This is a genomic window from Buttiauxella agrestis, from assembly GCF_900446255.1.
Classification (GTDB): domain Bacteria; phylum Pseudomonadota; class Gammaproteobacteria; order Enterobacterales; family Enterobacteriaceae; genus Buttiauxella; species Buttiauxella agrestis.
On the sequence record NZ_UIGI01000001.1, the window covers coordinates 4,168,081 to 4,182,175 of the forward strand.

Here is a 14,095-nt window from a genome sequence, read left to right on the forward strand (position 1 = left end):
CTGTTCGCGGTTCGTACTTTGATGAAACAATAAAAATGAGTGCCGCAAATACGTCGGGAATAAAAATCGAAGATAGTGGAACCGTTACCCTAACGCGTGGGGTGATAAAAAATAATGCGACGGCTGCCGCAGGGGCAAAAGGCCAGACCGGGGTATTTATTTTAGGCGATAGCAGAGTGGATCTTGTTGATTCCATTATCACTCTCGAACCGCTGACGGCGGCGAGCGCCATTGTCACTGCCAGTGATATGACCGGCGTGCTCGTTGAGAACGGAAAGCTGAGTCTCGAAAACAGTAGCGTCACGATGGGCGGCGGTACAAAGGGAATCAACAACCGTGGGATTGTTGCAACGGGCAACAGTTCCCTGGCAGCGCTTAATCGTTCAAGCGTAAAGACATACTCTTCCAGCAGTGTAGGTATCACCGCGAAACAGGGCGGCAGTGTCGATTTGAAAGAGACGTCTGTTGAAACCTCGGGTAACTACAGCCATGTGCTGCTGGCAAGCGACGACAACTCTTCTATTCACGGCGAGGGCTTGCAACTTACCACTTCAGCCGTTAGCGCCAGTGCTGCCAGAGCAGAAAATAAAGGTGAGATCTCCCTTAAAAACAGCCAGATAACAAGCTCTGGCGCAGCCACCAGCAGCACCACAACCGCCGCACTTCATGCCTTGTCTGGGGCGAGCATAACCGGAACGGGACTGACGATGTCCGTGACCGGTACGAATCAGGGAGGAAGCCGCGCCGAAGGCAATAACAGCGCAATTTCCCTCGCTAACAGCACGGTCTTCGTCAGCGGCGCGGGGAATGCCGTACACTCAAGCTCTGCTGCCCGGGCAATTTCAGGTGCGTCTGTTTCCGTGACAAATTCCAGCATGACCACCACCGGGAGCCAAAGCCACGGCGTTTCCGTGGAAGGCGCGGGATCTCACGCGCAGATCGGCAATACAACGATTGAAACGCGTGGCGCACGCAGCTCAAGTGTGAATATCAATGACGGTGCCAGCGCTGAGATTATCAGCAGCAAAATGACCACTACCGCAGCCCCCGGTATAAGCGGGCCATGGTCGCCGGGGATCCTGCTTCAGGGTGCCGGTTCTGCGCTAATTCTGAAAGACAGCGAAATTATCACTACGGAAAACCCTGCCAGCGGTATCAGTGCCATCAACAACAGCCAGCTTGAAGTGAACACCTCCAGAATTACCACTTCCGGCAATTACGGCACCGGGATTGGTGTTGCTAACAGCACGGCGGTCATTACCAACAGCCATATCAATACTTCCGGCAACGATAATGCGATGGGGATTGTAGCGAACATCGGCGCCACCGTGAGCGTAACGGGAGGAAGTGTCACCACCACCGGGAATGGCTCGCCAGTAGCGTCCAATCTCACCTTTCCACACGCAGTCGCCTCTCGCAGCGCAGGCGCGATGCTGACAGTGGATGGAACCACACTGGTGACGAAAGGTTCTCAGGCCTACGGCGCTACCGCCGATGACGGCGGTAGTCTCATCCTGAAGAATTTGTCGGTGAAAACGTTGGGTGAAAACTCTGTAGGCTTATATGCCGGCATTGGCGCGGCAAAACCGGGCGATGTGAATCTTTCAGCGACGAACGTTTCGGTTGAGACACTGGGAGATAATGCGACTGGTGCGTTTGTTGGCCGAAAATATAAATCTGAAACCGCGCAGATGGCGCTTAATAACGTGGCGCTGGCAACTCACGGCGATAACTCACGCGGCCTGTGGGCTGAAGCCGGAGCCGGGCTGACGGCTAAAAACACCGTTGTTTCCACCGACGGTGAGTTGTCACACGGTATTCTGGCGAGCAATGGCGGGCAGGTTCTGGCGGATAATGTAGTGGCTACAACCCGCGGCGACAGTGCGGCGGCGCTGGCGGTTCAGGGTTCTCAGGCCTGGACCGGGCAGGCAAATTTAACCAACGCGACGCTGACAAGCGAGCACGGCCACGGTATCCAAACCACGGGTTATGCCGGTATCAAGATGCAAAACAGCCGGGTGACGGGCGAAAGCCAGTGGTTGCAGGCAAATAACGGCGTCGGTAATTTGCCAGGCAACGCCCACATCAACCTGTCCGGGAGCATTGCAACCGGGGCGGCGTTAACAGCGTCCAATGCATATTCAGAAGTGGCGTTAAACAACACCAGTTTGTGGTTTTTAACCGGCAATTCGGTGCTCAGTACGCTCAACAATAATCAAAGCCTGATCAATTTCAGTTCCCCCGAAAACCACCAGTACAAAACGCTGACGGTGAATAACTATCACGGCGATAACGGGACGATTGCATTAAATACCCATCTGCATGATGACAATTCCCCCTCCGACCAACTGGTGATTAATGGCGGTCATGCCGATGGCGCAACCAATCTTAAAATCACCAACACCGATGGCAGCGGCGCGCTGACGCGCGGCAACGGCATTAAAGTGGTCGATGCCATTAGCGGGGCGACCACCGACCCGCAAGCATTCAGCCTGCTCAACAAAGTGAAAGCCGGACCGTATGAATATTCGTTGTACCGTTCCAGCGTCGATGACAGCAATGAAGAAGCCTGGTATTTGCGCTCGAACAAAGAGCCGCAAAGAGTCGTTGAAGAGGTTGATCCCCCTGCACCACCACCCGCTGATCCCGATCCCGATCTGACGCCAGACGAAAAGCCTGCGGTGGATGATGTAAAACCATCCGCACCTGCCGAACCACCGGCTGCTATACCGAATTACCGGGCGGAAACCTCGCTGTATCAGGATATTCCTCAACTCGCGCTGCTCTATAGCCGGATGCTGGTTGATAGCCTGCATGAACGCACCGGGGAGCAGTTCGCCAGCCCGCAAAAAATCACTCAGGCCACTGAATCGCCGCATATGAGCTGGGGACGGTTTATCTACAAACAGGGCAAGTCTGATTTTGACGGGCCACAGTCACGCTTTTCGCTCAATGCCATTCAGCTTGGCATTGATTTGTATCGCGAAAGTAAAGATGACAGCAGTTCAAATTTTGCCGGGGTGCTGGGGAACATCGGCAAAATAAACAGTAAGGTCACGCATACCGACGGTGGGAATGCCGGGCGCAATACCCTGAAATCATGGGGCGTTGGCGGCTACTGGACACACTTTACACCTGCGGGAAGTTATCTCGATGTGGTCGCTCAGTACAACCGCTTGTATATGGAGTCCAGCCCGACCGATCTTAGCCCGATGAAAACCAAAGGTTACGGGTTAAGCGCCTCTGCTGAGACGGGTTATCCGTGGCAGCCTGACGAAGACGTTCAGCGTTTTATTGAGCCGCAGGCGCAGCTGATTTACTCGACGGTGAAACTGGATAACACCCGCGACCGGGCGTCGGGAGTGAAGTTTGACCGGGCCGACTCACTCACCGGACGGGTCAGCGTGCGCGTTCATCAAACCTGGAATCACGAGGATTCGCAAGACAACAAGGCGGATAAAACCCGCACCACCGCCTGGATTCGCCCCGGCATTTTGCATGAATTTAAAGGCGAGTCTAAAACCGAGTTTTCTTCGCAGGACGGTTACATTCCCTTCACTACCAATAGCGGCGGTACCTGGGGGCAGTTGAATGCAGGCGTGGACCATCAACTAAATCAGTCGGTGTCACTTACCGGATCGTTGAGCGTTGAGAAGTCGTTTGAAGGTAGTAGCGTGAATTACGGCGGGATTGCGGGGATAAAAATTAAGTTCTGACCAAAACGGAAGGCTCTATGGATATAGAGCCTTCCATCCATTACATCAGGAAGTCAGCTTTACGTAATGCCTGCAATGCATCTTGTTTTTGCTGCTCAGTCATCGGGCGAAGCGGACGACGCGGATCGCCAACATCAATACCATGAAGTTTCATCGCCACTTTACCAGCAGCCACACCACCGTACTGAACCAGCACACGGATGATGGCGATGACTTTATCCATGCACGCCGCCACGTCTTGTTGATCGCCGCGATTAAAGCTATCGATCAGGCGGTGATATAACGGCGCCGCGTAGTTGTAGGTGCTGCCAACCGCGCCCACGGCTCCGCATGCCAGGCCCGCGGGTAAAAACTCATCGACACCAAATGGGATATCAAACTGACCGTTATTCACCCGCACGCAGCGCTGATATTCGTACATGTCGCTGGAGTTGAATTTCATTCCGGTCAGGTTCGGAATGCGGTCTGCGGCCACGAGTAAGAATTGCTCCATATCGAGATTCACACCCGACATACCGGAATGGTAATAGTAAAAGCCTTTAGACGGTGCGGCAGCGGCGTTGATGCGACAGTATTCCACCAGGTCGTCAATGTTGCCGGGTTTGAAGAAGCACGGGCCAATCACCGAAGTGGCAAAGATATCCAGAGTTTCAGCGTGGCGGCTCAGTTCGAGGGAATCGGCAATGCTCAGTGCACCGGTGTGCAGGGTGATACTCAGTTTGCCGTCGCTGGCACTTACCCAACGTTCGGCAATTTTTTTACGTTCCTCAACCGAGCAATGAATGCCTTCGCCGGTGGTCCCGCAGACATAAGCCCCTTTCACCCCCTGCTGAATCAGATGTGCGGCAATCTGGTCAATAACCGGATAATTGACACTTCCATCAGCGGTAAATGGGGTATGTGGCGCGGCGATTAAGCCCGTTAACTTTTCCATGCAAGCCTCTCTGGAGTTTTACTTCTAATGATTTTTGATAATGAAGTTTAACTCTATATTAAGGCGACAAATGGAGTGATGCAACCATCACCACGGACGGAAAAGGCTAAATACGTTGAACTGTGATCAATGCCGCTAATGCGACATTATTTTGCGATATTCAGTGCGTCCATCGTGCGCAATTTGCTTTCGCGAGCCTGCTCCGGGGCGGCCTGAACCAACAAGGTATAGAGTAAATCGAGCACAAAGAGCTGCGCCGTTTTGGTGCCAATCGAGTCACCTTGCAGCATGCCCTGGCGGTTGCCGTTAATCAGACTAAAGTCTGCAACATCGATTAATGGAGAGCCAAGATTATGGGTCAGCGCGACTGTGGTGGCTCCCGCCTCTCTGGCGAGTTTGAGCGCGTGGACAGTTTCTGGAGAAGTCCCGGTGTGGCTTATCGCAATCGCGACATCACCGGCTTTTAATAACGTGGCCTGCATATACATGAAGTGGTTATTGGTGACGGCATCGACCCGTAATCCAATGCGCATCAGCTTATGTTTCATGTCTTCTGCGGTGATCCCCGAAGAACCGACACCGAAGATATATACCGAGTTGCTGGTACGCAGCGCGTTAACGACCTGAATAACCTGGTTCATATCCAGCAGATTAAGGGTTTCAGATAACACATTGTTTATCGTGCTTTGCAGTTTTAAACCGATGGTGTGCGCATCGTCAGACTCACTGATTTCGCCATCCAGCAACGGGCTGTTGTTGTACGGTTCCGTCGTGGCAAGTTCAATGGCCAGGTCCATTTTAAAGTCCTGGAACCCCTTATAACCCAGGGTGCGGCAAAAGCGGATAACGGTGGCCTCGCCCGCCTGCGTTTCACGCGAAAGCTCGGCGATGGAAAGCTGAGTGACCTGCTGCGGAGAAGTCAGAATGAACTGCGCGATACGCTGGGAAACGCGCGTCAGGCTATTTTGCATCGCCCCTAATGTGTCGAGGATTTTTCCAGGTTTAAGGCGTAGCGCTTGAGGCTCCATAAATTTCCTGCTCTGTAGGGCGAAAGGTGGCAAAAAGCCTGCAATATCGAATGGGTCAAAGCGTAGCAAGTCTGTGGCGGTAAAAAAAGCGCGATGTCAGCATAGGGGGTATGCCGCATCGCGCCGTCAAAGAAAAACAGGTTTGTTAACTCATTTTATTATGACGTAAAACTTTCGCTCCCTAAGCAACGGTAGCTCACCTTAATCACGACTTTGCTGATCGCTTGTGTCGTTTCGCTGATACAACCCGGCTTGTGTGGCTCGCCCGGCAGAAATATGGCGAACATTCCCGGCTGCAAGTGCAATGTCTGACGCGGCGAAACCGCATCACACAGCAGGTAATCGTCGTCTTCATGATAAATATCGGGCGCGATTGCTGCCCCGAGCGGGCCAAAATCAATCCGTTCCTGGCCGCTGAGTAACACCTGAATATCAAAATACTCACGATGCTGCTCGTACCGCTTACTCTCCGGCTCGGCTGTCTCAAATGTCATGACATTCATAAAGATATCGTCACCGTCTATCTCATGACGCCCGGCACTGAGCGTTTCCGGACGCAGTGCCAGCGCCTGTTTAATGATGGCCAGCAGTTGGGGGGCAATCCCGCTCTGCGCTCTGAGTTCTGTCACTTTCCCTAAAATCATGGTTTCACCTTTTACTCACGTGATTCATCAAGCGTCAGTGGCGGCGCTGAAGCAAATAATGGCGCGAAAATAACGCCGCTGATCACCACACTCAGCGAGCCAATCACACCGTAGAAGAAGAAGTTAAGGTCGGTGGCATAGCGCGCGACTAACACCGCCACAATACTTACCACGATACCGAGTGCCGCACTGCCGGCATTGGCACGTTTGCAGAAAATACCCAGCATAAACAGGCCTGTCATTGGGCCGCCCATCAGGCCAATCAGGCTGTTAAACGCATCCCAGATTTCTGATTCATCCGCCATCACCAGCCAGACAGTCGCAGCGCTGCTGAGTATTCCCGCAATCAGGATAACCAGCTTGGCCATGCGCATGCTGTTTTCCGGCGTTCTTTTCTGACGGCTCAGTCGCTGGTAAATATCAGAGTTAAAGCAACTGGAGATACTGTTCAGGCTGCTCGAAATGCTGGACTGCGCGGCGGCAAAAATCGCAGCGATAATCAGACCCGCAATACCCGGTGGCATTTCTGTCACGACGAATAGCGGTAAGATGCCGCCAATGTTAAAGCCCGCCGGTAACAACGTTGGGTTTTGCTGGTAGTAAACAAACAGTGCCGAACCAATCGCGAAGAAGAAGATAGGAACAACAGCGACCAGTTTGGCGTTGGTGAGCAGCGTCTTTTTGGTTTCTTCAATGGAGTCGGTGACGATATAACGCTGAACCACATCCTGACTGGCGGTAAATTGCTGAATATTGGCAAACAGGAAACCAATCATCAGCACAGGCACTGTGCTTTCAGTCCAGCTCCAGCGGAACTGTGAGGCCGGGAAGAATTTATCGGCATGCTGAGTGACCGTAAAGATTTCACCGACGCCGCCCTGCACTTTGAAGCAAATCACCACGAAAATGAGAACGGCACTGCCTGAGAGCAATAGCCCCTGAATCACATCCGTCCAGATAACGCCTTCGATACCGCCCATCCAGGTATAAATAATGCACATCACGCTAATCAACAGCACCAGAACGACCGGATCAATGCCGATAAACGGGCGCAGGGCCAGCACGGTTAAGAAGGTAATAATGGCGATGCGGCCAATGTGAAACAGCATAAATGAGACGCTGGCAAACAAGCGGCTGCGCACATCAAAGCGGGCTTCCAGATATTCGTAAGCAGAAGTGACTTTTAACTTACGGAAGAAGGGAATGTAGAAGTAAAACACCAGAGGCAAAATCGCTATCGCCAGATATTGGCCGAGGATAAACGTCCAGTCCGACGTAAAGGCTTTGGCTGGGATCGACATAAACGTAATCGAACTTAGTGTAGTGGCAAACACGCTGACACCCGCAGCCCAGCCGGGGATGCGGCCACCGCCACGGAAATAATCATCTGCCGTTTTCTGGCGCTTTGAGAAGTAAACACCGACTAGCATCATAGCCAGTAAATAGCCGAAAAGAACAAGGTAGTTAAAGATGCCGAAAGAGTGAGTCATGATGACACTTTCCTGCTTATGTTTATTGTAGGGATGAGGGTGCTTTCTGAATTTGATGTTTTATAAATGTTCAGACAGCGAGATGTTCAGACCAGAGGGCGGCACCCATTAACCCTGCATCGTGTTGATAATGCGCGGAGTAAACGGGAACCCGGAATGCCTGCGGAAGCTGTGCGAGCTGATGTTCAACCTGCTGGCGATAACCCTCCGCCAGACCCACACTTCCGCCGAGCACGATACATTCGGTGTCGAGTAGCGCTTTAAGATTGGCGATTAACTGGCAGATGGCCTGCGCCGAGCGCGCGACTCGCTGTTGTGCCTGTAAGTTGCCCGAATGAGCCTGAGCAAAAATTTCACGGGCATTTCTACCCTCGAGTTCTTGAGTGGCTCCCGCCGCGATGGCACGCCCGGAAGCAATAGCTTCAACACAACCCACGCGCCCGCATCCACAACGTGGGCCATTCGGATCGGCCTGAATGTGGCCGATATGACCTGCAAAGGCATGTGGACCGATTAATAACTCGCCATTGATAACGATGCCGCCACCGACGCCGGTAGAAACGGTGATAAACGTGACGTGCTTGAATTGTGCCGACAAATGACAATATTCAGCCCACGCGGCGGCTTGGGCATCGTTGAGCACAACGCACGGCAGGCCGGTATATTTTTCTACAATGGCCTGCAATGGGAAATGGTTCAGCCCGCCAAGGTTATCTGGGTTCAGCGCAGTGAGAATGCCCTTATCAATGATGCCGGTAGACGCCACAGCCACACGCTGCGCTTTCCCTTGATAAGCCTCAACTAATTGCGCTAATGCCTGCTCCAGCGCTTGTGGTTCCGCGTTCGCAGGCGTTGGGATTTCCATGCGCTGCGAGATTTCCAGGGCTGAGTTAATGAGTGCCGCAGCCAGTTTGGTGCCGCCGATATCAATGGCAAGTGTGTTCATTGTTTTCTCCGGTTTAGCGCTTAACGGCATCACTGAACCACTGGCAAATATGTTCAATACGCGTGATGGCAGAACCGACGGTCACAGCCCATGCACCGTGGTCGATAGCCTGGGCGGCCAGTTCAGGGGAGTTGTAGCGACCTTCTGCAATCACGCGGCAGCCTGCATTGCTCAGTTCAGACACCATCACCAGATCGGGTTCGTGTGGCGTCACCGCGCTAGTGTAGCCAGACATGGTAGTACCAATGATTTCAACACCTTGTTGCTGGCAATTCAGCCCCTCTTCAACTGTTGAGCTATCTGCCATCGCGAGTAAACCGTGGTGGTGAATACGCGCAATGAGTTCGTCGATAGCCACCGGGCGCGGGCGGAAAGTGGCATCAAACGCGATAATATCCGCCCCCGCTTTCGCGAGCGCATCCACATCCTGCAAGAAAGGCGTAATACGCACCGCCGAGTCTTCCAGGTCGCGTTTGATAATGCCGATGATGGGAACAGAAATCAGCGGGCGCACCGCATTAAGATTTTCGATACCTTCAATGCGAACGGCGACCGCACCTGCATTCACCGCAGCCTGCGCCATCGCCGCCACAATTTCAGGGCGGTCCATCGGACTGCCTGGAACTGGCTGGCAAGAGACAATAAGTCCGCCACATTCACGCACGCTGTTATCTAATTTTGCTAGTAGTGACATTCTGCTCCGCCTTTCACATCAAAATGAAGTTTAACTCCAAAAAAGAATAGCGGATGGAGTATTACTATTTCAAGCGACAATCAGGAAAAATGTGAAGGGAGTCATAACGCGGGGGAGAAAGAACTGAAGGCAAAAAAAAGGATCAACGCTTTGCAGCCGTTGATCCTGATTTATGAGAGCGACGATTAAACTTCGATATCCGCCATATCGCCTTTATCTTGCAGCCAATTGCGACGATCTTCGGAACGCTTTTTCGCCAACAGCATATCCATGATGGCCATGGTTTTGTCGTTATCTTCATCATCAATGGTGAGCTGCACCAGACGACGAGTGTTTGGATCGAGCGTGGTTTCACGTAATTGCAGCGGGTTCATTTCGCCCAGCCCTTTAAAGCGCTGCACGTTTGGCTTGCCTTTTTTACGTTTAAGTTGCTCGAGCACGCCCGCTTTTTCTTCTTCGTCCAGAGCGTAATAAACTTCTTTGCCCAGATCGATACGGTACAACGGCGGCATCGCAACATAAACGTGTCCACCGCGAACCAGCGATCGGAAGTGGCGCACGAACAGGGCGCACAAAAGAGTGGCGATGTGCAAACCATCGGAGTCCGCATCCGCAAGGATACAGACTTTGCCGTAGCGCAATTGGCTCAGATCTTCGCTGTCAGGATCGATACCGATCGCCACAGAAATATCGTGCACTTCTTGCGAGGCCAGAACTTCGTCGGAAGAAACTTCCCACGTATTCAGAATCTTACCTTTGAGCGGCATGATCGCCTGATATTCGCGGTCGCGAGCCTGTTTCGCCGAACCGCCTGCGGAATCCCCTTCCACGAGGAACAGTTCAGTACGGCTCAAATCTTGCGCCGAGCAGTCGGCCAGTTTGCCAGGCAGTGCCGGGCCGCTGGTCAGTTTTTTACGCACCACTTTTTTGGCAGCACGCATGCGGCGCTGGGCGCTGGAAATCGCCAGTTCTGCGAGTTGTTCCGCAATCTGGATATTCTGGTTCAGCCACAGGCTGAAGGCATCTTTGACAACGCCAGAAACGAACGCAGCGCACTGGCGTGATGACAGGCGCTCTTTGGTTTGCCCGGCAAACTGCGGATCCTGCATCTTCACGGAGAGCACGTAGGCACAGCGTTCCCAGATATCTTCCGCTGAGAGTTTGACGCCACGTGGCAAAATATTGCGGTATTCGCAAAACTCGCGCATCGCATCCAGCAGACCCTGGCGCAAACCGTTGACGTGTGTGCCGCCCTGCATGGTTGGGATCAGGTTGACGTAGCTTTCCGTCAACAGCTCGCCACCTTCTGGCAGCCATAACAGCGCCCAGTCTACTTGCTCAACGTCACCAGCAAAGTTGCCGACAAAGGGCTTTTCCGGAAGCGTCGGCAGGCCGTTTACCGCTTCGCACAGATAGTCTTGCAGACCATCCTGATAACACCAGCGTTGCTCGGTGTTGTTCACTTTGTCGGTAAAGGTGATTTCCACACCCGGGCAAAGCACCGCTTTGGCTTTGAGCAGATGGCTTAAACGGGAAACTGAGAAACGTGGGCTGTCGAAGAATGAGGCGTCTGGCCAAAAGTGGACGCTGGTGCCGGTGTTGCGTTTACCACAGGTGCCGATGACCGCCAGTTCCTGGACTTTGTCGCCGTTTTCAAACGCGATGCTGTAAACCTGCGCGTCGCGGCGCACGGTGACTTCAACACGTTTGGACAAGGCGTTAACCACAGAGATGCCGACACCGTGCAAGCCGCCAGAGAACTGATAGTTTTTGTTGGAGAATTTACCGCCCGCATGCAGGCGACAAAGAATAAGCTCGACCGCCGGAACGCCCTCTTCCGGGTGGATATCAACCGGCATACCGCGCCCGTCATCAATGACTTCTAATGACTGATCGGCATGGAGAATAACATCAACACGCTTCGCATGGCCTGCCAGCGCTTCATCCACGCTGTTATCAATGACTTCCTGGCCCAAATGGTTTGGACGGGTGGTGTCGGTGTACATCCCGGGACGGCGGCGAACAGGCTCAAGCCCGGTGAGTACCTCAATGGCATCGGCGTTATAACTGGATTGCGTCATGGTTTATTCGTTCAGATTGCGAAACAAGAATCCGACATCAGGCCTCAGTGCAGGCCAAGGAAGTCGACTATCTGTGTGAAATAATCTTCGAAGCCTACAAAGGCGTGATTGCCACCGGATTCTACCGTCTGGCGACAGGGGGTGTAGTATGCCACCGCCTGGCGATAATCAAGCACTTCGTCACCCGTTTGTTGCAATAACCAGATGAGATCTGGCGCTTCTAACGGGTCCACTTGCATGACTTTAAGATCGTAAATATGGCGTGACTCTAGCACATATTGCTGCCCGGTGTAGGGGTTCTCGTTGGCGCCGAGATAATCGACCAGCAATTCAAAAGGACGTACCGCCGGGTTGACCACAACCGCTGGCAGCATGAAACATTGCGACAGCCAGGTGGCGTAATAGCCGCCCAAAGAGGAGCCGACAACGCCCAGCGGCTCACCGCCGTGTTCCAGTACCAGCGACTCCAGCAGTTCTGCTGCTTCAGCAGGATACGGAGGCAATTCCGGTATCACCATGTTGATATGCGGGTGATGGTGCGCAAGCCACGCTTTAAAGCGGGTGGCTTTGGCTGAACGCGGCGAGCTGTTGAAGCCGTGGAGATAAAGTAGCGTAGACATCAATACCCTTCTGAAGCGGTATCTGGGTTAAACACCGCTCCTTTCAGGCGGCAAACCTCAGTCGTCACCTCACCGTTTGGATGAAGTTCCAGCCAGCGCCAGCCAGGCTCAATGGTGTCGAGGGTGAAGTTCGCGCAATGCGGCTTAAACTGGACGCATGTAGACGGCGTTGCCAACATCCGGCGGCCATTCCAGTCGAGATCTAACTCCTGGTGAATGTGGCCACACACCAACGTTTTTACTTTCGGGAATTTTTGCAGCACGTTATCCAACTCTGCGGCGTTACGCAGGCTGTGTTGATCCAGCCAGCTACAGCCTGCCGGAACCGGGTGGTGATGCAAAAGTAAGAGGGTATGGCGCTCAGGCGCTCCGGCGAGCTTCCGCTCCAGCCAGTCGAGCTGATAATCACTCAGTTCACCATGCGGAACCCCAAAGACCTGGCTGTCGAGCATCAGAATTTGCCAGCTATCCCCAAGGAAAACCTGTTTCGCAGGTGAAATTCCCGCTTCCAGCAACGAGCTGAACATCGCGGGTTGGAAATCGTGATTGCCCGGCAACCAAACACAGGGCGCAAGAATCTCCGCAATGCCTTCAACAAAATGTTGGTAGGCTTCCGCGCTGTGATCCTGGGCTAAATCCCCAGTGGCAACAATAAGATCATAATGACGCTGCTCGGCGAGGATGGCGTCAATTACCGCCTGATAGCTCATCCAGGTATTGATACCAAGCAGCGTTTCGTCCTTTCCAGAGAACAGGTGGGTATCTGTAATTTGTAAGATCCTGATCTGGCCCCCACCGGCCACAGGAAGATTTAACAGGCTTTCCAAATGGTGTCCTTAGGTTTCACCCTCACTAACAAACCGGAACCGCCATCGCTCCATGCGCTAAACAATACCGCAGCCAATCGGCCAGAAACTGGTTAATTTGATGCTTTTCGTCGCGTTGATGCAACTTTTTATTAGGATAATCATAACGTGCTTTGAAACGAAAGATCTGCTGACTTGAACACACTTCCGCGACCATAGCGTCATGATAGAGCCTGACGGACATTGACGGCAGGCTCCAGTAGCTTATCGCCGGGACGGTTTGTTCAATTTGCACAAGCGTTGTGTAACGAGTCGACTCAAGAATGGTGAGCCGATACTGGGCGCTACTGACCTGATATGTGACCTTTTCTCCCACCTCGTCAAGACGAGGAAGCAGGCGTCGAAGTTGCGCAAAATTGGTTTCGCACAGGCGCATCATTTCAGGGAAGTCAGGTGTGTAGCGCTTCATGTTTATTTCTTCCACTCTTCTCTTAATTTCTTATGATGCAATTGCAGCCAAAGCAGTGCGATGACTGAAGCTGCGTTGTCGATTTTCCCTTCTTCTACTAACTGATAAGCCTGTTCCCGGCTCACGACATGAACCCGAATATCTTCGTTTTCATCTGCCAGACCATGTATGCCCGTAGCGGTTGTCGAATCGACTTCCCCAACGAGAATAGATAAACGTTCGCTGGTGCCGCCCGGGCTTGCCAGGTAGTTGATCACCGGTTTTGTACGACCGACAAGCAGCCCGGCTTCTTCCACGGCCTCACGGCGCGCAACGTCTTCGACGCTTTCACCTTCTTCAATCATTCCGGCCACCAGCTCCAGTAACCATGGGCTTTCGCTGGTGTCATACGCTGCAATCCGAATCTGTTCTATCAATACAACTTCGTCTCGCACAGGGTCATAGGGTAGCAGCACTGCGGCATGCCCGCGTTCTAAAATTTCGCGTCGGACTTCACCACTCATTTCGCCATTAAACAAGCGATGGCGGAATCGATAAAGATCCAACGAAAAAAAACCGCTATAAAGCGTTTCCCGTGCAATAATTTCAACATCGTTTTTCCCTAACGTGACAAGTTGAGGGTTTTGCTCAGTCATAGTAATTTCCTGATTTTTTATGGTCACGAGTG

At 52.8% G+C, this 14,095-nt stretch carries 12 protein-coding genes; 1 reads left to right on the top strand and 11 read right to left on the bottom strand.

Annotated elements, in window-relative coordinates; all coding sequences use genetic code 11:
* Positions 1 to 35 precede the first annotated feature (35 nt).
* Positions 36 to 3,716, top strand: coding sequence for an autotransporter outer membrane beta-barrel domain-containing protein (locus tag DY231_RS19645; RefSeq protein WP_172588713.1), 3,681 nt, complete (start codon positions 36 to 38; stop codon positions 3,714 to 3,716).
* Positions 3,717 to 3,756: 40 nt separating this feature from the next.
* On the opposite strand, the gene DY231_RS19650 is transcribed toward DY231_RS19645, so the two are convergent.
* From DY231_RS19650 to nudF, 11 genes are all read right to left on the bottom strand, one after another.
* A complete protein-coding gene (locus DY231_RS19650; RefSeq protein WP_115630943.1) occupies positions 3,757 to 4,650 on the bottom strand; it encodes a dihydrodipicolinate synthase family protein in 894 nt (297 codons plus the stop codon).
* Positions 4,651 to 4,796: 146 nt separating this feature from the next.
* Positions 4,797 to 5,678, bottom strand: coding sequence for a MurR/RpiR family transcriptional regulator (locus DY231_RS19655; RefSeq protein ID WP_115630945.1), 882 nt, complete (start codon positions 5,676 to 5,678; stop codon positions 4,797 to 4,799).
* Between the two features lie 158 nt (positions 5,679 to 5,836).
* Positions 5,837 to 6,322, bottom strand: a complete 486-nt coding sequence (nanQ, locus tag DY231_RS19660) for an N-acetylneuraminate anomerase (RefSeq protein ID WP_115630947.1) — start codon at positions 6,320 to 6,322, stop codon at positions 5,837 to 5,839.
* 11 nt (positions 6,323 to 6,333) lie between these two features.
* Positions 6,334 to 7,815, bottom strand: coding sequence for a sodium:solute symporter family protein (locus DY231_RS19665; protein WP_115630949.1), 1,482 nt, complete (start codon positions 7,813 to 7,815; stop codon positions 6,334 to 6,336).
* Between the two features lie 67 nt (positions 7,816 to 7,882).
* Positions 7,883 to 8,758 (bottom strand): N-acetylmannosamine kinase, encoded by an 876-nt coding sequence (nanK, locus tag DY231_RS19670; protein WP_115630951.1) that lies wholly within the window; start codon positions 8,756 to 8,758, stop codon positions 7,883 to 7,885.
* A gap of 13 nt (positions 8,759 to 8,771) precedes the next feature.
* Positions 8,772 to 9,452 carry an N-acetylmannosamine-6-phosphate 2-epimerase gene (locus tag DY231_RS19675; protein ID WP_115630953.1) on the bottom strand — a complete coding sequence of 227 codons (681 nt, stop codon included), beginning with the start codon at positions 9,450 to 9,452 and terminating at the stop codon, positions 8,772 to 8,774.
* Positions 9,453 to 9,637: 185 nt separating this feature from the next.
* The gene (gene parE / locus DY231_RS19680) at positions 9,638 to 11,533 is read right to left on the bottom strand and encodes a DNA topoisomerase IV subunit B (protein WP_034493246.1); all 1,896 of its coding nucleotides are present in this window, start codon (positions 11,531 to 11,533) and stop codon (positions 9,638 to 9,640) included.
* A 44-nt stretch (positions 11,534 to 11,577) separates the two neighbouring features.
* Positions 11,578 to 12,153, bottom strand: a complete 576-nt coding sequence (gene yqiA, locus DY231_RS19685) for an esterase YqiA (protein ID WP_115630955.1) — start codon at positions 12,151 to 12,153, stop codon at positions 11,578 to 11,580.
* On the bottom strand, positions 12,153 to 12,980 hold the full coding sequence (cpdA, locus tag DY231_RS19690; protein ID WP_115630957.1) for a 3',5'-cyclic-AMP phosphodiesterase: 828 nt from the start codon (positions 12,978 to 12,980) through the stop codon (positions 12,153 to 12,155). The genes yqiA and cpdA overlap by 1 nt, the downstream gene beginning before the upstream one ends.
* 25 nt (positions 12,981 to 13,005) lie before the next feature.
* On the bottom strand, positions 13,006 to 13,428 hold the full coding sequence (locus DY231_RS19695; RefSeq protein ID WP_034493238.1) for a DUF1249 family protein: 423 nt from the start codon (positions 13,426 to 13,428) through the stop codon (positions 13,006 to 13,008).
* Between the two features lie 2 nt (positions 13,429 to 13,430).
* Positions 13,431 to 14,063 (bottom strand): ADP-ribose diphosphatase, encoded by a 633-nt coding sequence (nudF, locus tag DY231_RS19700; RefSeq protein WP_115630959.1) that lies wholly within the window; start codon positions 14,061 to 14,063, stop codon positions 13,431 to 13,433.
* Between the last annotated feature and the right edge of the window lie 32 nt (positions 14,064 to 14,095).